Here is a 20,478-nt window from a genome sequence, read left to right on the forward strand (position 1 = left end):
GCTCCGCTCCTCGCAATGACGAGGTTGCATACATTCACGGGCCTTCACCGTGAGACCAACGACGGGCTAAGGCTGCTGCCCGCGGCGGCGGCGCTCGTCGTCGCCGCTGCTCTGCTTCTGGCTATCGCCACCGCCGCTGGTGCCGGCCGGCGTCGCGTCGTCGCCGCCGCTGCCGCCATAGCCCAGCACCTCGACGATCACGATCGAAGGCTGGTCGTTGGGCTTGTTCGGCGCCGGTTGCCCCGACTGCTGGGTCGCAGCGGTCGCGTTGTTGGTGACAGCGGCGAGCGTGGTGCTCGGCGTCGGCGTAAACGCGAGTCCCGTCACCGTGCCGGTGGCCTGCACGTTGTATGCGTTGAGGACGACCAGCGCCACGAGCGTGATGTCGTTGCCGCGGATACCCGCCGCGCCGAGATCGATGGTGCCGCGCGGCGCGACCAGGGTGACATTGCTCTTGGTCGGATCCTGTCCGGGCAGCGTGACCAACGCAGCGATGCCGGCGCCGGTGACCAGCCCTTGCGGATTGATGTAGCAATAGCCGCCGATGGTGCAGATCTCGCTGAGCGCAGGGCTCGAGACATAAGTCTTCGGTCCCGCGCCGGCGCTGATGTCGCCATTGGCGGTGAACAGGCCGATATCACCACCCTGCTGGGTCATGATGCGGCTCTGGTTGACCAGGATCGAGTCGTTGGCAAAGGCACGGATGACGCCGCCGCCGAGGGTCAGAATGCCTTCCTGGCTCGGGCTCAACGTATCGAGCGAGGAATGGCCGACCGTGATGCCACCGCCCGGTCCGAGGATGTTGATGTCGCCGCCCATCTGACTCTCCAGCACGGAGGCGGCGACATTGAACCTGCCGGTGGCGATCTTCGGCGCGGCCTTGCCGGCGACGCTCAGGCTGTCGTCGGTGTAGCCGTAGCCGGCCGGGAACAGGGTGGAGATCGCCGCATAGGCGCGCGCGTACTGGCCGAAGTAAGGACTCGACGGATTCTTGTAGTCCTTGCCCACCTGGATCAGGAAATCGAGGAAGGAGCGGTTGACGAGAAGTTGCTGCCGCGCCTGCGGCAGGCCCTGGAAGGTGGCCCAGGCCTGATCCCGCGGCTGGCCGAGGACTGCGGCGATATCGGTGAGGAAGTCGATGCCGCCGGTGCCGGCCTGCGCCGGATCGACATAATCGGCGATCGCCGCAGCATAATTGATGCCGGGCTTCACGCCGAACAACAGATCGAGCTCGGCTCCCTTGGACGGCAAATACGGCTTGAGAGGATTGGTCACAGCGAATGCGCCGCCGACCGCGCTGCCGTTGCCGATCGTCGCGATGCCGCGCGTCGACGTGTCGGATGGCGAGAACGGACCCAGATCATGCCCGGCCTGCAGCACGAAGGTGCCGGGGCCGTAGAGAAGATAGGAGCCACCGACCAGATCGTTGCCGGCGACGATGCTGGTGATGTCGGTCGCGTTGTTGTTCTGGCCCTGGAAACTAAAGCTGTTGGTGGCCACCGGCGTGCCGTTGCTGGTCGTCGAAACGCCGCCGCCCGGGGCTAGCCCCGCGTAGATGTTATGGCCCGCTTCGATCCGCGCCGGCTTGATCAGGGTCACGCTGGCGGCCAAATTGCTGTCGGGATTGACGCCAAGGATATCCTTGCCAGCCGCGATGACGGCCGGCACGGGATCGTTCGCATGCAGCGCCTGGCTCAGCGTGGGCCACGGCAGCCCAAGCGGGTTGATGGAGTTACCGGCTAAGGTGATGGTGTTGTCATTTGAGCCGATATATCGCGTGATGGTGGGATCGAGATCTGGCATCGAAAGACCTGCCCCGAGGTTGATGGAGCCGGCTGCGACAAGGTTGACAGTGCCGGTGTTGCTCGGCACCAGGTTGCTCACGTCGGTTTTGCTGAGGGTCAGATTTCCGTTGAGTGCCGTCAGGTCGAACGTTGCGGGAAGCAGCAAGCCGACTGTTGTAGGGTTTGCCTGCCCGCCGACAAAAACCCCGCCGGCATTGTGCACAAAAAGTCCCGGGATCGAGTTCACTGACACAGTCGAGCCGGTCACGTCGCCGGTGAGACTCGTCAGCGAAACGCCGCTGTTCGGACCATAGCTGGTAAAGAGGTTGCTCCAAGCGGCGTTGGTCTGACTTAAGTCAGCGCCAGGCAGATATCGCCCGGGGTCGGCCTGTATCCCGAGATTGACCGGCAACGCGGCGGGATCGTAAACGTTGCCGAGCGTCACCGAACCGCGCGCGGCCAAACTGATGAAGCCGTCCTGCACCGCCAGCAGCAAGGGCAGCGCGTAGGTGCCGGCGATGGAGTTCCCAGCGAGCGTAACTCCGACAGTCGGAAGGCTATTGTTCAACGGATTGCTGGCGGTGGCCTGGACCGAGCCGCCCACCCGGATCAGGCCCGCACCACGGCCAACCAGGAAATCGCTGCTCAGGAGGTTGCCGCCGGCGGTCACGCTGAGATTGCCGCCGCCATAATAGGTGACCTTGGGCGGATTGGCCGACGTGAAACCGCCGCCGACGACGAGTGTCTCCGGCAACGACGCGCCGACATCGACAATATCGGCACCCGCCGACAGCGCGACGTTGCCGCCGCCGAGCGCGCCGAAGCCCTGGAAGAAGGTGGCGTAGTTGATCCAGGCTGCAGTCTGGCAGGCAACCGAGCCCGCGGTCGCGCAACCCGAGAACGGCGTCGACGTGCCGTTTGAGAGGCCGTAATGGATATACCAGTCGCTCCACATCTGGCCGGTCGGGCCGCCCTGCACACCGAAATGGCTTCCGTCGAAATCGATCGGCATCTCGATGCCAATGATCGAGCCGCCGGCATTGATGGTGACCGCGCCGCCGCCCGTTGCCCACGCCGGCGCGCTGACGAGCCCGTTCGGATTGAAGCTGTAGCCAACAGGCAGCGTCGGTGCATTGAAATCCGCGGGCGTGGCCGCGGCGGCGCCCGCCGTGTAGACCGCGCCGGGAGCCACTTGGTCGCGCAGTTCGACGTTGCCGGCCGCAGCGATGGTGATGGAGCCGGTGCCGGTGCGCACGATCGTTGGGATGTAGATGGTGCCGCCACCTGCAAGGTTTGGCTCGGTGTTCAGATAGGAGGCGTGGCCGTCGATGGCGACCGTGCCCGTGATCGTTGGTGACTGTGACGACAGAACGACCACAGCGTTGGGATCGACCGATGGCGTATTGCCGGTGAAAGCCGCGCCGGCAACGATATCGTAGGAGAAGCTCCCCTTGCCGCTCACGGCCGCCGACATCAGTTGCGACGCTGACGTGGTGTTGTAGACGACGACGGGACTTCCTCCAGCCGGGTTGTAGACCGTCGGATTGTTCGCGATCCGGTCGGCGGGAGGTGTCGGATCTCCCGAAGTCATGTAGGTCCCCTGCACGGTGGTATAGGCAGGCGGCGGTGCCGGCGGCGTCACCGCGATCGCGGCAAGGACCCCGTCGCCGAAATCGATTCCGGCCGCGTAGTCCAAGCCTGCTGGCAAGTTCGTTCGGGGAAGAAAATTGAGCAGCTTACCCTTACCGCTGTTCAACAGGTTGGTGTTGATGACACTGAGGAAATAGGCCGTCCACTTCGTTGCATAGTCCGGTGCCGTGGTGACCACGTTGCCCGTCCCGGAATACAACAACCTGCCGAGGCCGGCGGTCAGATTGTAGTACTGTGTGCTTGTCGTGGGCGGCGCCGGGATCGCGTTGATTGACGGATCCAGGAACGTGGAGACGTTTCTGGCCTGAGCGTATGCCACGAAGTCTGCGTACGACAGCACGATGCCGCCGCGCGCCGAGACGCCGGTCACCGCTGCGTTGATCCCATTGACGTTGACTCCGACCAGTTCGGTCTCGTAGGCGCGGAACATCCGCAGGTACTGCGAATAATACAGATTGTACTGATCGATCACCGCCGGATCGCTGGAGGAAATCACGGTCGGCTGCGCCAGCTTGAACTGCAACGCGAGCGCGTTATAGGCGGCATCCGACAGCCCGAAGAATGGGGCGCTGGGCGAGGCTGTGGGCGATGACGGGCCCGACCATGAGCCATTGGTCTTGACCAGGTAATCGGTGATGCCGCTCGAACTGTAGACCAGATTGTTGCCGTCCGGGAACATGCCGAGATAGGATTGATAGAGGCTCGAATTGATCTCGCTCGCATAGAGCGCGGACGCATCCCCGCCGCGCGGCGTGTAGTTGACGAAGAAGCCGTCGGTCACCGTCGCGTTGATGTTGACGTTGTTGCTCGCCTGAAGCACCAGCGACCCGGGCTCGCCGCCGGTCGCGGTGCGATACACCAGCGAGACGTGGCCGGATGCATCGACGCTGCCTGCGCCCAGATTCCAGTTGCTGGCGACCGTGATGTTGCCCTTGTTGATGTCGAGGCTCGGATTGATCAGATCGATCTCGGGCCGCACATGCATATTGGCGAAGCTCGCGCCGCCTGCCGCCGGCGTCACGGCAAGGTTCTGGACGAAGCTCGCCAGCGTGTTCTGATAGAACCCGACATGATCGGCATTCGGCGCGGAGACGATGAATATCGTCCCGGTCGCCAGCGGCGCCTGCGGCGTCGGCGCCACGATCGTGTTGCCGTTCTGGTCGGTCGTATTGCCGAACTGATCGGTGCCCGGCAGCGGATTGCCGGCAGCGTCGAACCATCCGGCCGGATCGATGATGCCGTCGAAATGTTGCGCGCCGGTCGAGCTGTCGGTGGTGCTCCACACCGCGTAGGGGCTGAGCACGACACCCTTGCCGATCGGGTTGCCGCCGGCATCGACCACGCCGATGACGGTGCCACGGAAATCGACGTTGACGGTGTTGTTGGTGAGGATCGGCGCGCGGATGATGACTGCTCCGCCGGAGTTGTTGATGTTCGGCCCGCCCGGGCCGCCGCTGACGTCGAAGATGGCGCCCGCGGCGACTCTGATCGCGCCCGAGGTCGACATGTTCTGGTAGCCATAGGTGGCGTTGACCGCGCCGCTTGCGTCGGGCGTGCCGGTGGTGCCTAGCGTGATGGTGCCGCCGGTCTGCACCAGGCTGGCGGCGGCGAAGGCCGGGTCGGACGGATCGCCTGCTGCGGAGGAGGCATTGAGGACCGCGCTGCCGCCGATGCTGACGCCGCCGGTGGTGACGCCGCCCGCGGTGACGCCGGCGCCATAGAGCGAGATCTGGCCGCCGCTCGGGCCGCTGGCGTCGATGGTGCCGTTGACGATCACGCTGCCATTGTTGGCAACCAGCAGAACCTTGCCGGAGCTCAGCGTCTGGCCGGCCTCGATGCGGATGTCGCCACTGCCGAGGCGCACCGAGAAGCCGCCGGTGAATGCTGTGAGCGGCAGGCCGGCAGCCCCACGGAGGTTTCCTGCCTGCAGCGTGAAATTACCGCCGAGATCCTTGAACGCGGCGCTGCCGTCGAGCGTGCCATCGAGCGCCGCGGTGTTCGCAGCGAGGATCGACAACGACCCGGCAAAGCCGCGGCCTGCGCCGGCAACCCTGACGGTCGCGCCCTGCCCGACAATCACATTGCCGGCCGTCGACGCCAATTGCACGTCGCCGCCGGGCGCGTCCTGGACCACGTCGAGGATCGCGATGCGCGAGCCTGACGCGTCGATGAGGGCGCCGCTGCCAAGCACGACGTCGCCGGCGGTCGCGGTCAGGCTGACCTTGCCGGACAGCGCCTGGATCGTCGCGCTGTCGGTGATCGACCCGCCGGAGATGGCGAGAACGCCGCCGATATTGCTGGCGACACTCGCGGGCTTGTTACCTGCGGCGGTGACGAGGTTGACGTTGCCCAGCGTGCTCAGCGCTTGCGTCGCTCCGCTGTTGACCACGATCGCCGGGGCGGACAGCACCATATTCGCGGCGCCCGCGCCGCCGCCCGAGAACGTCACGGTCGGCAGGCTCGAATAGCCGGTGCCGGCATTGGTCAGCGTCACTCCGGTGACGGCGCCGCCGGACACCGTGGCGGCCGCCGTCGTGCCAGTTCCGCTGATCTTGATGGTCGGGGTGCTCAGGTAACCGTCACCCGCATTGGTCAGGTTGATACCCGTCACGTTGACGACAGCCTGCGCCGTCGTTGCCACGCCTCCGCCGCCGTTGGCGAAGGAGAAGGTGGGCATGCTGGTGTAGCCGGTGCCCGGACTGGTGATGGTCACGCCGACCACGCCCAGCGACGCGGTCAACTGGGCGCCGCCGTCCCCTGTGGCGCTATCGACGGAGATGGAGTCGACAAAGCCGGGGAAGCCGGAGCCGGCCGAGGTGAGCTTGACGCCGACGACCGCACCGTTGGCATCGACGATGGCCGTGCCGGTCGCCGTGACCGGGTTGCCATTATTGTCGGTTCCGGACACCGTGACCGGATCGCCGTTGCTGTAGCCCGAACCGCCGCTGACGACGGCAAAGCCGACCACGCCAAGCAACGCGGTGCCCTGGGCGCCGGATCCTCCGCCGCCCGAAATGGTCACGTCCGGGACGCTGGTATAGCCGGTGCCGGGGTTCGCGATCGTGACACCGCCGATATTGAACATCAGCGCCGCAGCCGCAACCGATCCGGTATCGAGCGTACCGTTACCGCTGAAGGCAATCGCCTTGCCGGCGTTGAAATAGATCTGGCTGAAGCCGCCGAGATGCTTGGTGCCGACGTCCTCGGTGATGACCTGCGACGCATTGAGCGTGAGGGTGCCGCCAGCGCCGGTGATGCCCGCCCCGGTCGCGCCACTGGTATTAGCGAGATCGATGTTGGTGGCGTTGACCGTGGTGTTGCCACCCTGGCTGTAGAGCCCGGCGCTATCGAAGGTCAGCGTGCCGATCGGATGCGCAGCATCGCCGATCTGCAATCCGTTGGCGTCGTACAGATTGATCACGGTCGCGCTGCGCAGCCGGACCGAGACCGCATCGTTGAAATTCGCGAGCACCGCGGAGTTCAGCACAATGCCGGTGCTGCCGCCGCCGATGTTGATGACCGATCCGGCGATGTCGTAATTCCTGGCGTTCAGGATGGCGTCGGAGGCGAGCGTACCGCTGCCGCTGGTGTCGAGCGTCAGCGCATTGCCGCCATCGATGATCGCGCCGGCGCCGACCGAGAAGGCGCCCAGCGGGGTCTTGCTGCTCGGCGGCGGACCGTTGCCGGCATATTGCCCGGGGACATAGATTCGGCTGACCCTCACCGTGTCGCCATTCGAGACACGCAGCAGCGCGCCGTCGCCGCTCGCAAAGACATAGCTGCCGTCGGACTGTTTGACCGGCAGCGCGCCGATCGTGATGTCACGGTCGGTGCCGCCGGGCACTGCGCCGACCGCCCTGACGACGCTGCCGTCACCGATGACAAGACCCCTGCCGGTCACAAGAGCTCCGTCGCCGGCGAGCGAGACAAGAAGCAGCTCGGGCCCGGTCAACGGATGCGCCGCGTCGGTCAGGACCTCGAGATTGAGCGCGCTGGCGGTGATGTTCTGCACGCCGTTGATGACTTGAGCGGTGCCGCCGATCAGCACCGAGGACGCCCCGAGCCCGCTGATCTGGTCGGCATCGAGCACGAGGTAATTGGTCGCGTCCGTGCAACCGGCGGCACTTCCTCCAACGCAATCGCCGGCCGGCACCGCCTTGTCAGAAGCGAGGACCAGGATGTTCCTGCCGCTGATCTGCACCTGGCCACCGCCGCCGACGAGACCCGGCGCCAGATCGCTGGTGCCGGGCGCAAACCGGTTGGTGCCGGCAAGATTGAGCGAATTGGTCGCGCCAAGCACCAGCACGCCGCCATCGATCGGCAGCGGCGGCGGCGCATTGCCTGCGGCAAGCGCCTGATTGCGGAAGTAGGTCGTTCCCGATGTGATGTCGATGCGGGAGTATTGCGACCAGACCGATTGCGACTGCAGCTGGAACACGGCTGATTGCGACGAGCGCGCGCCGGTCAATTGATTGCCGAACGTGCCGGTGACGTATCGCGAGCCGTCGGAGCTCGAGGTGCTGGCGACCGCATTCGGATTGACGTTGTTCGCAACCTGCACAACGCGGTAGGCTCCCGGCAGTGTTGCGTACATTCCCGGCAGCAGCGTGTAAGTGCCGGCGGGGATGCCGCTGCCGGCACCGATGGTCACCGACTGGCCCGGCGCGATCCCGTTCGCGAATGGCTGCCTGGATCCGGCCGGGGCCGTGGCATTGGTGCCGGCCGGAATTACCAGGCCTGAATAATATGGAGCGAAGGCAAGGTTGGAATCGTAGGCTGCAACTGTTGCCGAATAGGTCGGGACCAGGGCATAGACTTGGCGACCGTCGGCGTAGGTCGATGTGATGCTGCCGTTGGCGGGATTCTGCTGGTAGGTCGCGAGCACGTTGCGGCTGCCGCCGGTGCCTGCGACAAACTCCGTCGCATAGATATCGCCGCCGCCGTTGAGGTCGAGCACGGCGCCGGATTGGGTCGCCACATCCGTGCCGAACAGGCTGATCGATTTGCTGGGCGGTGCGGCGAGCACCGGCGGCACGATGGCTGCGCCGTTGATGTTGCCCTGATACCAGGTGGTGCCGTCGATGGTGTAGCCGTCGGGAATCACCAGGCCCGCCGCCGAGACCGAGGTCAGGCTGCCCGTCGTCAACGTCACGCTCTGTGTCGGCGTGAAGTTACCTGCCGCAAAAGATACGCCAGATACATTTTTAATCGCCCGCGCGAGGTCGGCCGGGAGGTCGGCGCTGGTCCGTACGCCGACGACGATCTTGCCAAGGGGTGCCCACAATGTACCACGCTGCACAATGGTCTGCGCATTGAGCACGAGACTTCCGCCTGCCGAGAGCGGAGGCGTCGCCACTCCGTTCTGGGCGATGGTGATCGCGCCGGCGGAGCCGGTCGACATCAGCAGGAAACCAGTGTTGCTGACCGGATAGATCTCTGCCGCGCGCAGCGTGAGATTGCCTGGAACGACCAGCGCCCCGCCGAAGATCGTCTCGCCCGAGCCGGGGCCACCGTCGACAAAGCCATAGTAATTCGGCAGCAACCGGATGGCGCCGGCGCTGGTGAAATTGGTCTCAGCGGCGCCGTCAATGAAGATTCCCCTCTCGAGGTCGATCCATTGCGCCGTGATGTTCAACGTGCTGGCGCCGGTGCTGCCGGTAGCCGGCACGCCACTGTCCACTCCAAGCCCGACCAAGCGAACGTAGCCCGCATTCAAATTGACCGTGGAGGCGTCGGCTAGCGCAAAGCGCCCGTTGCGAGAATAAAGGGTCAGAGCGCCGGGAATCCTGACGTTGACCGAACCGTCGAACACGATCTTGCCCGCATTGAGCGTGACGGAATCGAAGCCGCTGTTGCTCAGCGTGTGGGCCCCGATGAATGCACCCGGTATCGCTGACGCGCCCGAAGCCGAGAGGTTCGCTGCGACCACCCCGGGCTGCTCCACCGTGATGGTATCCGGCGCCGGCGGCGCGCCGTTCACGCTTGGATTGACGACGCCGATGGTCAGGCTGCCGCCGCTCGCAAGCGGCGCACCGCCGGCCGCATCGACCGTACCGGCAAAATAGACGGTCGTGCCGGACAGCTGCAGACTGCCGCCGTTGCTCCAGGCCGCCTGCCCGACGACATGCGGTCCGAAACCAGCCAGCGGCAACTGGATCAGGTTGCTCTCCGCCGTCACGGCAGCGCCCTGCAGATTGAACTGCGCGCCCGGCTCCGCCACCACGGTGGTCGCCAACAGCGAGATAGTGCCGCCGTCGCGCACCGTGCCTGTCGAATAGGCGGTCACCTGCGGATTAGGCACGAACACGCCGCTCACATCGAGCACGGCGGTCGCACCGATGCGTACTTCCGTGCCCGTTGCATTGATACTGCCTGCGGGCACAACGATACTGCCGAGAATATCGGCCGTCGCAACCGGATTCAGTGTGACCGTGGCCAGCGGATCGGTGACGATGGCGGCGCCACGATCAACCAGCACATTGGTCCCGCCCAGCGTCAGGCTGACCGGTTTGCGCAAGCCATCGGGCACCAGTCCCAGGGACGCGAAGTCGCGCACCCGTGCGCCGGTCGGAATCTTCACCTCGCGGCCTGAGAGCACGGCGCTCGGCTGCTTCTGCAGCAGCAGCTGGGTACCCGCGGTCACGGTGACCCCGCCATAGACATCAGTCAGAGTGTATTGGGAGAAGCCGCCGCTGGTGAAGAACGACGGCGGCAGAACGAGCTGACCGGCTTTCGCGTCCGATACGCTGAAACCTGTGGCCGGCGATCCGATCGCGCTTGCCGCAGCGCTCGACACATACGATGTCACCGCAGCGCTCGCGCCGTCGACCATGATGGTCGACGCCTGCATCGTCAGCGTCCCGCCGCCATCAAAGCCGCCTGCGTAGATGGTGCCGCCGATCAGCACATTTGCCTGATCCGGATGATTGACTGTGCCGTCGGGATTAGTGCCGTGCGGGAGGACGTTGAAGTCGGCGACCTTGGCATCGGTGCCTACTTGGCCATTAAAGGTACCGGCATAGGTCGTCAGGCTGAGGCTACCGCCCTTGCCAACCGGAAAGCCGTCGGAGCCGATCTTGATCTTCCCGGTCGTGTCGACATACCCTCCCCCGGAGACGTCGATTACGCTGCCGGGCGAGAGAACGATGCTTTGAGTGACGTCGCGGAAGGCGCCGTCACCTATGTTCGGCCCGTTGCTGGCGCCGACGGTCGAGATGCTTACGCTGCCGCCGTTGACGTAGGCGCGCCCCTCGAGCTGATCCGCCGACAGGCCGCTGTCGTTGACCCAGCGCCCGCGCACGTCGAGCACCGCATGCGGCCCGATGACCAAGGCCGGAACCGGCGGTTGCGCCGGCTGCGTCTTAACGGGATAGCTGAAGCCGGTGAGGCTGATCTGTCCAGCGGGCGCGCTGAGCGTGCCGTCGATGATAGCAACGCCGTCCAGCGTGATGCTGCCGCCGGGCCGGACCGACAAGGTGGCATTCGTCGCCATGTCGAGCCGTCGCGCGCCCGTGATCGAGACGGCGCCGAGCGACGCATTGGACAGCGCGTCGGAGAAGATCGGGAACAGGCCGTTGGCGAGCGCCGGCGACCAGCTCGACGCGTTGGCGAAGTTCAAGCCGCCGAGGCCGTACGGATCCGGCCCGGCATCGGCCTGCGACGTGAGCACCACGTTGTTCTGGTTGCCGGGGCCCGTCGGATTCGCGAAAGTGATACTGAGCGACGCCCCCTTCGGCATCTGGTCGGCGGCCGAGAGATTCGACGATCCCGCCAGCGCGCGTTGCCGGCTGCCCGCCACCACGTTGCCGATGATGTCATTGACGATCGGATTGACGGCCGCGACCGTGACCGAGCCGGCATTGGCGCCGGTGATGTAGCTCGCCTCATAATGCGAATTGCTGCTGCCACCCCAGGGGCTGAGATAGATTTCAGTCAGCTTGGTATCGACGACGCCGTTGACCTTGTGCAGGACCGTGAAGCCGCCGCCGACGCCGACATAGGCAATGGTGGGATCGGCGCGGCCGATGTCGTAGATGCGCCCGTCGGCGCCGAGCAGGCGCGTGGTGCTGATCATGCCGCCGGTGTACTGCACATAGCCGGCCGACACGTTGATGGCTGCACCCGGCTGCTGCACGACATTCCTTCCCGATGTCGTGAAATTGCCGCCCGCCGTCAGGATCTGGTCGATGCTTTGCGGGATCAGGCCGACATAGCCGGCCGCGTTGAGCAGCGGCGAGCCGACCCATTGCACGCCGTCGGCACGGGTGCCGCTGAGGCGGGCATCGATGGTCACGGTCTTGCCGATCAGGACCTGCGCGAGCGGGCTGTCGGCGACCTCCGCCGCCGTGACGAGGATGCTGATCTGGTTGATCGACATCGGCAGCGTGACGCCGGCGATGCCGGAGAGATCGATGGTGCTGCCCTTCTCGAGCAGCACCGTGCCGGCAACGCTGTCGGCGCCGATCGTCAGCGCGGCGCCCGGCGCCTTGATCATGGCACCGGCGCCGCCCGCACCGCTGCCCTGCACGTCGACGCTGCCAATCGCCGTGATGCTGATCTGCGGCTGCAGCACCGTTTGGAAGTATGGCGCGTTGCTGGCGCCGTTCGCTGATGTCGGTGTGTTGAGCGTCGCGGTCGGCAGGGTTCCGCTGGTTTCATCCGGCAGGATCGACGTGAGACTCGCCGACCCGAGCACGATATTGCCGTCGGCGCCGGGCGCGCAGCTCCCTTGCACGCAGGCCGTGTTCATGGTGATCGAGCCGGTGCGGGTGGTCGAGGTGGTCGCGACGATGCCACCGAGCTGGTTGATCGATCCGCCCGCCAGCGTGACCGCGCCGGAGTTGGACGTCAGCAGGCCGGAGGCCTGGTTGGTGACCACGCCTCCATTGGCCAGAACCCGCATCGCGGTCTGGACGCCGACCGCGGTCGACAGCGGGGTCACCAGGGTGACGGAGCTGTCTGACGCCAGGATGATCTGGCCATTCCTGGTGGTGATCGCACCGGCATTGCTAACGCCGCCGTCTGCGAGCAACGCCACATAACCGCCGTCGCCATTCGCGCTCAGCTTGCCCGTCGTGTCGATGATCGCGCCAGGCTGGACTGTGACCTTTCCACCGCTTCCCTGGTTGAAGATCGTGGCTCCCGAAGCACTGTTGGCAGCAACACCCGTGGTCAGCGGATCGCCCAACAGCGAGAACAGTCCGCTTTGCAGGAACCCCTGATAGTTGCTGCCGCTCAGCTTGGTCGGCAGATCCAGCGTCGAGGCGATCAGGGTGTGGACGTTGATCTGGCTGGTGCCGCCGAAGATGATACCGTTCTGGTTGATCAGATAGACCGCGCCGTCGGCCCTGATCGATCCCAGAATCTGGCTCGGCACGCCGGTCGATGCAATCTTGTTCAGCGCGGCCCAGTTCGGGTTGCCCTGCTGGTTGAAATTGACTGTGGTGTCCCGGCCGACATTGAACGACTGCCAGTTCAATACCGCCTGGGCCTGGGTCTGGTTGATATTGACCGTGGTCTGGCCGCCGCTGCTGGTCTGCGTCGGCGTGTTGGCGCCGACCCAGTTGGTGACGGGATTGGCGACGCCCGCCGCGGCCAGACCACTGCTCGGCACCAGGCCGCCGGCATTGAGACCATTCGGCACCGCGCTCGGCGCGCTCGCTGCAAGCCCGCGCGCCACGCTCTGCGCCGCCTGCAAAGCCTGGATCGCCTGCGCGGCACGCGTCATCGACGCTTGCGAGTTCTGCGCGGCCTGCTGCGCCTGCTGCGCGGCATCCTGCGCCGCGCTAATCGCCGCCTGCGTGGCCGCGCTGCTGACGCCACCCCAGGTGCCGAACGGGCGCGCTGCCGCAGGTGAGCTCATTGCGATCGCGATCGAACTTGCACCTGCGAGCAACAGGCCACGGCGCGAGATCGAGCGAGGGAGCGAATGCATGCGGGCCTTCCAATGCAGCAGACGATGCGAACGATCGTGACGCAACAAGGCATCGGCCAACCTGCAATCAGTTGGCCCGATGCCGACAACTCAGTGAAAAGCGCGCAACCCTACCGGCGCAGCCGCCCGCGAGCGGACGCGCCCGACAGTTCGGGACGCCTCTCCTGTTGTTAAGACAGTCTGAGACGGGCTAACGCGAAGCGATTTCGCAAAAAAGTTTTAACCCTGCGGTGGAACTCAACCACGGCGCGAGCCGGCAAATTCAGTCGGCCGGCCGAAACCAGCGTCGCGTCAATTGGTTGGCGCTGCCGCTTTGATCTGCCGGATCGGCCGTTCGGCGGGCTTCGGCGGCTTTGCCGCACCGGTGAACAAGGCGAAATCCACCGAGCGCTCCCCCTGTTTGAGCACCAGCCGGCGCGGCTCGATCCGCTCGACCTTCCAGCCGCTCACGTCGTCACCCGTCCGCACGCGCACCACCTTGTCGCCCTTGCTTGCGGCACGGATCGCGGCATGGCCGTCGCCATTCTCGCTGACGATGCCGAGCACCACCACGTTCGGCGGTGGTGGCGGTGGCGGTGGCGGTTCCTGCCGCGCCACCGGTGCGACCGGTTTGGCCGGCGGCCGCCGCGCGGGCGAAAACAGCGGCTTGTCTTTGGTCGCGCTCAACTGTTGCAACGGCTGGAGCTCCACCGGATTGTTGACGATGACCTCGCCACTTGCCGGAACCTCGGCCGCGCGCGCAACCAGTGTGCAAAGACAAAGTCCGGCAACCATCAACATTCGTAATGCGATCGGCATCGGTCGGCTGTCCATAGATCTGCGCGTACTAGATGTCTGCGCGTACGTGTCTGCATGCACCAGCATCGATGGATCGTCATCAGCGCGTGCAACAATCAACCTGCGCCAGGAGCGCACGTGTTGCAAGGCTTCTCGCTGCAAGGCTTCTCGTCACATGCAGCGCAAGGTGCCGCGCATCGCAGCCTGTATGCGTCAAATCTGTGAAGATGAATCACAGCCGGACATTGTCGCCATGCATGTCATGCGCGAGCTGTTGTTACGACGGCGTCATCCAAGCGGCACACACTCGCAGCGTGCAGCAGACGGCAACTTGCCGGCGCTGCTGCTTACATCGACTCCAAGATCGTCGAGACGAAACACCGGTATCAAAGACGTAGCGTCATGCGTTCGAGTCGCATCCGTGCCGGCCTCAAGCCGCTGCTGCTCGGCGCCCTGTTCCTGGCGCTGGATTGCGTTTTGATGTGCAGCACCGGGGCCGGACAGGCGTACGCCGGATGCGAGTTGCGTTCGCGCGGCGGCGCGATCAAGCGCGTCGTGCAGGTCGAGCTCGACAACGTTCACCTGCGCCGCGACAACCCGAACGTGCCGTCGGACCTCGAGCAGATGCCGCATCTGCGCGATTTCATTACGCGCGGCGGAATCATCGGAAGCAATCATCAGACCTCGCCGCTGGCTGAGACCGCGACCGATGCGCTGACGATCCTCACCGGTTTGCATGGCGACCGCATGGGCGTTGCGACCGGCAACAGCAGCGCTGCGTTCCGCAGCGACGGCAGCGTAGGCTTCACCAGCGCCTTCGCCTACTGGACCGCGAACGGCAGCGACGGCAAGCCACTGATGCTGGCCGACACCGGCAAAACCGTGCCCGCGCCATGGGTGCCCTTCACCGCGGCCGGCTGCGATGTCGGCGCGTTCGCAACGACAGGCCTGACACTGCGGGAGGTCGGCCCCGAGATCGCGGCCGCGCTCGGCCCCTCCGAAGCCCGCACCGCTGCCGGCGATCCACTCAAGGCGCGCGCTGATCTGCTTGGCATCGCCATCCATTGCGCCCGCGGCAGCGCATTGTGCAGCAACGCCCATGCGCATTCCGATCTGTTGTCCGATGAACCCGGTGGCTACGCCGGCTTCAGCGCCTTGTTCGGCAACCGCAATGTGCAGCCGGTGATCTCGCCGGACGGACCGGTCAGGGATCTCGACGGCGAGATCATCGGCGATGACGCAGGCCATCCAGGCTTTCCCGGTGCGTCTGAGACGACGGCCACGCAATCCCTCGGCTATGCCGCGGCAATGCTGGAGGTCGGTGTACCCGTGGTCTATGTGGGAATCGGCAATGCGCACAGGCCGGCCGCCGCGCATAGTCGCGCTCTCGGCCCCGGTCAGCGCGACCATATCGCAAGGCTCGCCGCCGACGACGCGGCCTTCAAGGCCTTTATCGACCGGCTGGCCGCAAGCGGGATCACCACGCGCAATACGCTGTTCGTGATCGTGCCCACCGGCAACGACCGTTTCGTCGGCGGGCCACCCAGCCCGCTAGACTGCGACGGCCTTGCGGTACCCTGCAGCTACGGGCCGATCGGCGCGATCGGCATCGCCATCGACCGGCTGCTCGCGACCGAACGGCGCAACGTCACCGCGTTCGACGTACAGGCGGGCAACACGCCGCCAATCTACATCCACGGCAATCCGCTCGCCACTGATCCGCTGACACGCACGCTCGCGCAGGATGTCGGCAGGCTCGGCGTGGTCAACCCGGTCACCGGCAAGAGCGATCGCCTGACGTCGATGGTCGCCGATCGCGCCCAGATGCAGCTCATGCACATGGTCACTGCGAGCCCCGCGCGCACACCGCATGTCATCATGTTCGCAGACCCCGATTACGTCATTCGGACAGCCGGCAGCCGGGCCGACTGTGCGCAGCCGCCGGTCTGCGTTGCGGTCGATCCCGATACGGCGTGGGTGCGCGGCGACATCGCGCAAATCCTCGGCGGCAGCTGGTTCGGCATGGTTGGGCCCGGTGTCGCCCACCGTGGCGAGACGCCGGACATCCTCTCGCACCACGCAGACCTGCGGCCCACGCTGCTGGCGCTGTTGGGCCTGAACGACCGCTACATCCACGACGGCGTCGTGCTCGTGGATGCGCTCGAGGCGGGTGCATTGCCGGCGGAGCTCGCAAACGATCGCGAGACCTACGTCGATCTGGCGCGCGCCGCCAAGACGATCAACGATCCGCTCGGCCAACTCGGACGCAACAGCCTTGCCCTTGCGACCCAGGCCATCAAGGGCGGCGACGTCGGTTATCAGCGCTATCTCGACCTGATGCGCGCGATCACGGCGAGGCGCGACGCGCTGACGCGCGAGATCAACACGCAACTCGATGGCGCTGCCTTCGGCCATCGGCCGATCAGTCCCGCTTACGCCCATGCACTGATCGGTCGCGCCGGGGCGTTGGTCAACGAGGTCGAGGATCTCGCCGGCAGCAGCCTGGCCCCCGCTGATCGTCCCTGGAAGGCAGCAAGCGATGCGCATTGACAACCGAACGGCTGGCGAGACCGCAGCGTCCGAGCGAGGCGCAGCAGAGAGACCCGTCGCGCACCGTCTCCGCCAGGCTTGCCGTCCGCGCAAGGCATCGCTTGGCGCGCTGACCGGCACATGGCTCGCGCTCGCCAGCCCGCTCGGCGGCTGCATGATGGACAAAGGCATCGACTTGCCTGGCCGCGATCAGGTGACCGACCCGATCCGCGATGCCGATCTGCGAGCGCGCTGGAACGGCCCGGTCGGCGGGACGTCCGGCGCAACGGCCTCCGCGCGCGCACAGCCCATGGTGTTTCCCGGCGCCGATCAGGATCTCGCGCCCGCGTCGGCGCCGGCGCAACGGGACGCCGCCACGACGGCAACGACCCGTCTCGCGAGCGCCGTCGATGGCGACGTCGTCGCCGAGGGCGGCGGCATCGAGCTGAACTTCGACAATGCCGACATTCCGACCGTGGTGAAATCCGTCATCGGCGACAGCCTCGGCATGAACTACGTCGTCGACCCGCGTGTGCAGGGCACGATCACGCTGGCCTCCGCGCAGCGGATACCGCGCAAGGACGTGCTGCCGATCTTCGAGAGCGTGCTGCGCATGTCGAATGCGGCGCTGCTGCGCGAGGACAATCTGGTCCGCATCGTGCCGCTGCCGGAGGCCGCGGGCGCCGGCGTCTCGGTCGTCGGCGCGGGACAGCCCGGCTATGGCGTCTCGATCGTACCGCTGCGCTTTGTCTCTGCGGCGGCGATCGGCAAGACGGCGGAAAGCTTCCTGTCGCGGCCCGGCGCCGTGCGGGTCGATCAGGCCCGCAACGTGCTGTTGATCCAGGGCACCGCCTCCGAGCGTCAGGCGGCGCTTGGCGTCATCGGCACGCTCGATGTCGAGTGGCTGCGCAATCAGTCGGTCGGGCTCTATCCGTTGAAGTCGACCGCGCCCGAGACCATGATCCGCGAGCTCGAGAAGGTCTTCGACACCGCCGACGGCGGACAGGGCCAAGGCGTGATCAAGTTCCAGCCGGTGTCGCGCATGAACGCCGTGCTGGCGGTGAGCAAGAACAGCAAGGTGCTGGAACGCGCCACCCAATGGGTGCGGCGGCTGGACCGCTCCGACCCCACCGGCACGACGGTGCGGGTCTACAGCCTGCGCTTCGGCAACGCGCGCAGCATCGCCCGCATCCTCAACGAGATGTTCGTCGGCCGCGGCTCGCAATCGGCCGGCGAAAGCCAGACCAGTGCGACGGCGCCCGGTCAGAGCGCAGCAACATCGCGGATCGACTCGCTCGGCAGCGGCACGCTCAGCAACAATAATAACAACACCCAGGGCGCCACCGGCGCGACGGGCGGCAGCACCGATGCTTCGGGCAATGCCAACAAGACCCAGGTTGGATTTGGCGACCGCAAGGACGACGACCAGGACACGCCAGGGCCCGGCGGCGGAATGGGGCTGGGCAGCCTGCCGCGCGGCATCTTCCAGAATGTCCGCATCACGGCCGACAAGTCGACCAACGCGATCATGGTCTATTCCAACCAGGAGGACTACGTCGTGATCGAGCGCGCGCTGGAGCAGCTCGACCGACCGCGGCTGCAGGTCGCCGTCGACGCCATGGTCGCCGAGGTCACGCTGACCGACCAATTGCAGTATGGCGTGCAGGCCTATCTGACCAGCGCCAACGCCGGCGCCGGTCAGGACAAGGGATCGGTCGGACTGTTCGCGGCTGCGCAGTCGGCGACGCAGACCGCCCTGCTCTCGCGCGTGTTGCCCGGGTTCAACGCGCTGCTCGGCGCCGAAGCCAATCCCAAGCTCGTGCTGAATGCGCTGTCCACCCTGACCACCGTCAAGGTGCTCTCGGCGCCCTCGCTGGTGGTCGCCGACAACGAGCCGGCGATCCTCGAGGTCGGCGACCAGGTGCCGATCTCGACCGGCAGCACGGTCACCGGGCTCAATGTGGTGAGCAGCATCAGCCGGCAGAACACCGGCATCATCCTGAAGGTGTTGCCGCATGTGCATCCGAACGGATCGATCGAGCTCGAGATCGAGCAGGAAGTCTCCAACGTCGTCAATCCCGCCGGCGCGAGTGCCCAGAATCTGACGCCCACCATCTCGCAGCGACGCATCCACTCGACAATCGCCACCAGCAGCGGCCAGACCGCGCTGCTTGGCGGATTGATCAAGGAGGACGACGAGCGCACGGTGGCCGGACTGCCCGGCCTGAACGAGATCAAATATCTCGGCGACCTGCTCAGCCAGAAGAGCGACAGCAAGACCCGCTCGGAGATCATCGTGTTCGTCACCACCAAGATCGTGCGCAATCCCCACGACGCCCAGGTCGTCGCCGAGGAATTCCGCGAGCGCCTCGACAGCATGCGGCGTGCACCGAGCACCTTCGATGCGTCGGCCGCGCCAGCGCCGGCTGCCACACGCAAATGAGCCGAAGCCTGAGGCATCCGATGGCGGTCGTTTCATCCATGCTGAGGGTGCTCGGTGCAGCCCTCTTCGGTACGGCCGCGACCGCCGCCGAGCTGAGCAGCGTGACCCTGAAGGGGGACGTCACCATTGTCGCGCTCAGCGGCGACGTCGCCCAGGGTGACACCGAGGCCGCGGAAGCGCTGATCAAGACCGCCAACGACGGCAACCGCCTGATCTCGGCGGTGCGGCTCGATTCACCGGGCGGCAGCCTCGCCGAGGCGGTCAAGCTCGCCGGTCTGATCCGCAGGGCGAAGCTGCCGACCATCGTCGCGGCCGGGTCGCGCTGCGCATCGGCCTGCTTCATCGTGTTCGCGGCGGGAAATGAGAAGTTCGCGAGCTATGAGGCCGCGATCGGCGTCCACGGCGTGTCCGACAAATTCGGCCACGAGACGGCGCAGACCGAAGAGGCGACGATCGCCATGGCCCGCGTCGCCAGCGAATTCGGCGTGCCGCCGCGCATCATCGGACAGATGGTGGCGACGCACGCCCACGAGATCGCCTGGCTGACGCCCGACGATCTGCGCGCGATGGGCGCCATCATGACCGATCGGCCCGGACGCCATGCGTCGCCGCCGCCAAATTCGCCTGACGATCGATGGCTCGCCGGGCTCGAGACACGGACGGAAGACACAGCGACGAGATCGCAAGACGCCGATCGGCGCCCGCGTGAGGCGACCGGCAAACCCGGCCAGCGCGCGTTGCCTTGGCAAGAGAAGTAAGGCCGAGACGGCCCGACGCGGAAGAGCTCGTGCAACGTGTCGGCAGATCGCGATCGCGGCCGCATCACTCGTTGCTGGCGGCGCTCGTCAGCTTGTCCAGCGAGATGTCGCCGGCGGTCCCGCTGCCTCCCTCCTGACCGTCGGAGCCATAGGAGAGAATGTCGTAGGCATCGTGCTCGCCGGGCGCCCGATAGATATAGGGATGGCTCCACGGGTCATTCGGAACCACGCCGCCCTTGAGATAAGGACCGTTCCAGTTGGCCGCGCCCGACGTGCGCTGCACCAGCGCCGTGAGCCCCTCCGCAGTCGACGGGTAGCGGCCGGTATCGAGCTGGAACAGGTCGAGCGCGCTCGCGAAGCTCCGCATCTGGATCTTGGCGGCCTTGACCTTCGATTCACTCAGGTAACTCAGCACGCGCGGCCCGACCAGTCCCATGATCAAGCCGATGATGGCGATGACGACCAGCATCTCGACAAGCGTGAATCCCCGCTCGCCCTGCCGCGTCTTGTCGCGGTCGATACGCCTGGAGACAAGGATGGAGTTTTGCTTCGACATCGCCGTTCATCCAATGAGCTGCAGAGCGTCATCACGCGATTTGCCGA

6 protein-coding genes are annotated in these 20,478 nt (G+C 66.0%); 3 read left to right on the plus strand and 3 right to left on the minus strand.

Annotation, left to right across the window (positions count from 1 at the left end):
• Positions 1 to 66 precede the first annotated feature (66 nt).
• Together QMZ05_RS02700 and QMZ05_RS02705 are read right to left on the minus strand one after the other, a co-directional pair.
• Positions 67 to 13,368 (minus strand): filamentous haemagglutinin family protein, encoded by a 13,302-nt coding sequence (locus tag QMZ05_RS02700; protein ID WP_353699365.1) that lies wholly within the window; start codon positions 13,366 to 13,368, stop codon positions 67 to 69.
• A 291-nt stretch (positions 13,369 to 13,659) separates the two neighbouring features.
• Positions 13,660 to 14,307, minus strand: a complete 648-nt coding sequence (locus QMZ05_RS02705; RefSeq protein ID WP_353699366.1) for a hypothetical protein — start codon at positions 14,305 to 14,307, stop codon at positions 13,660 to 13,662.
• 240 nt (positions 14,308 to 14,547) lie between these two features.
• On the opposite strand from QMZ05_RS02705, the gene QMZ05_RS02710 reads away from it, so the two are divergent.
• From QMZ05_RS02710 to QMZ05_RS02720, 3 genes are read left to right on the plus strand one after another with little or no spacing between them, the layout of a single operon-like run.
• Positions 14,548 to 16,695 carry a hypothetical protein gene (locus QMZ05_RS02710; RefSeq protein WP_353699367.1) on the plus strand — a complete coding sequence of 716 codons (2,148 nt, stop codon included), beginning with the start codon at positions 14,548 to 14,550 and terminating at the stop codon, positions 16,693 to 16,695.
• Positions 16,685 to 19,117 carry a type II secretion system secretin GspD gene (gene gspD, locus QMZ05_RS02715; protein WP_353699368.1) on the plus strand — a complete coding sequence of 811 codons (2,433 nt, stop codon included), beginning with the start codon at positions 16,685 to 16,687 and terminating at the stop codon, positions 19,115 to 19,117. The genes QMZ05_RS02710 and gspD overlap by 11 nt, the downstream gene beginning before the upstream one ends.
• A 20-nt stretch (positions 19,118 to 19,137) precedes the next feature.
• Positions 19,138 to 19,875, plus strand: a complete 738-nt coding sequence (locus QMZ05_RS02720) for a hypothetical protein (protein ID WP_353699369.1) — start codon at positions 19,138 to 19,140, stop codon at positions 19,873 to 19,875.
• Positions 19,876 to 19,939: 64 nt separating this feature from the next.
• Here the strand turns inward: QMZ05_RS02720 and gspG are convergent, their stop codons facing one another.
• Complete coding sequence (gspG, locus tag QMZ05_RS02725; RefSeq protein ID WP_074126018.1) at positions 19,940 to 20,431, minus strand: type II secretion system major pseudopilin GspG; 492 nt, start codon at positions 20,429 to 20,431, stop codon at positions 19,940 to 19,942.
• Positions 20,432 to 20,478 lie beyond the last annotated feature (47 nt).

The organism is Bradyrhizobium sp. INPA03-11B, from assembly GCF_040446015.1.
Lineage (GTDB): Bacteria > Pseudomonadota > Alphaproteobacteria > Rhizobiales > Xanthobacteraceae > Bradyrhizobium > Bradyrhizobium macuxiense_A.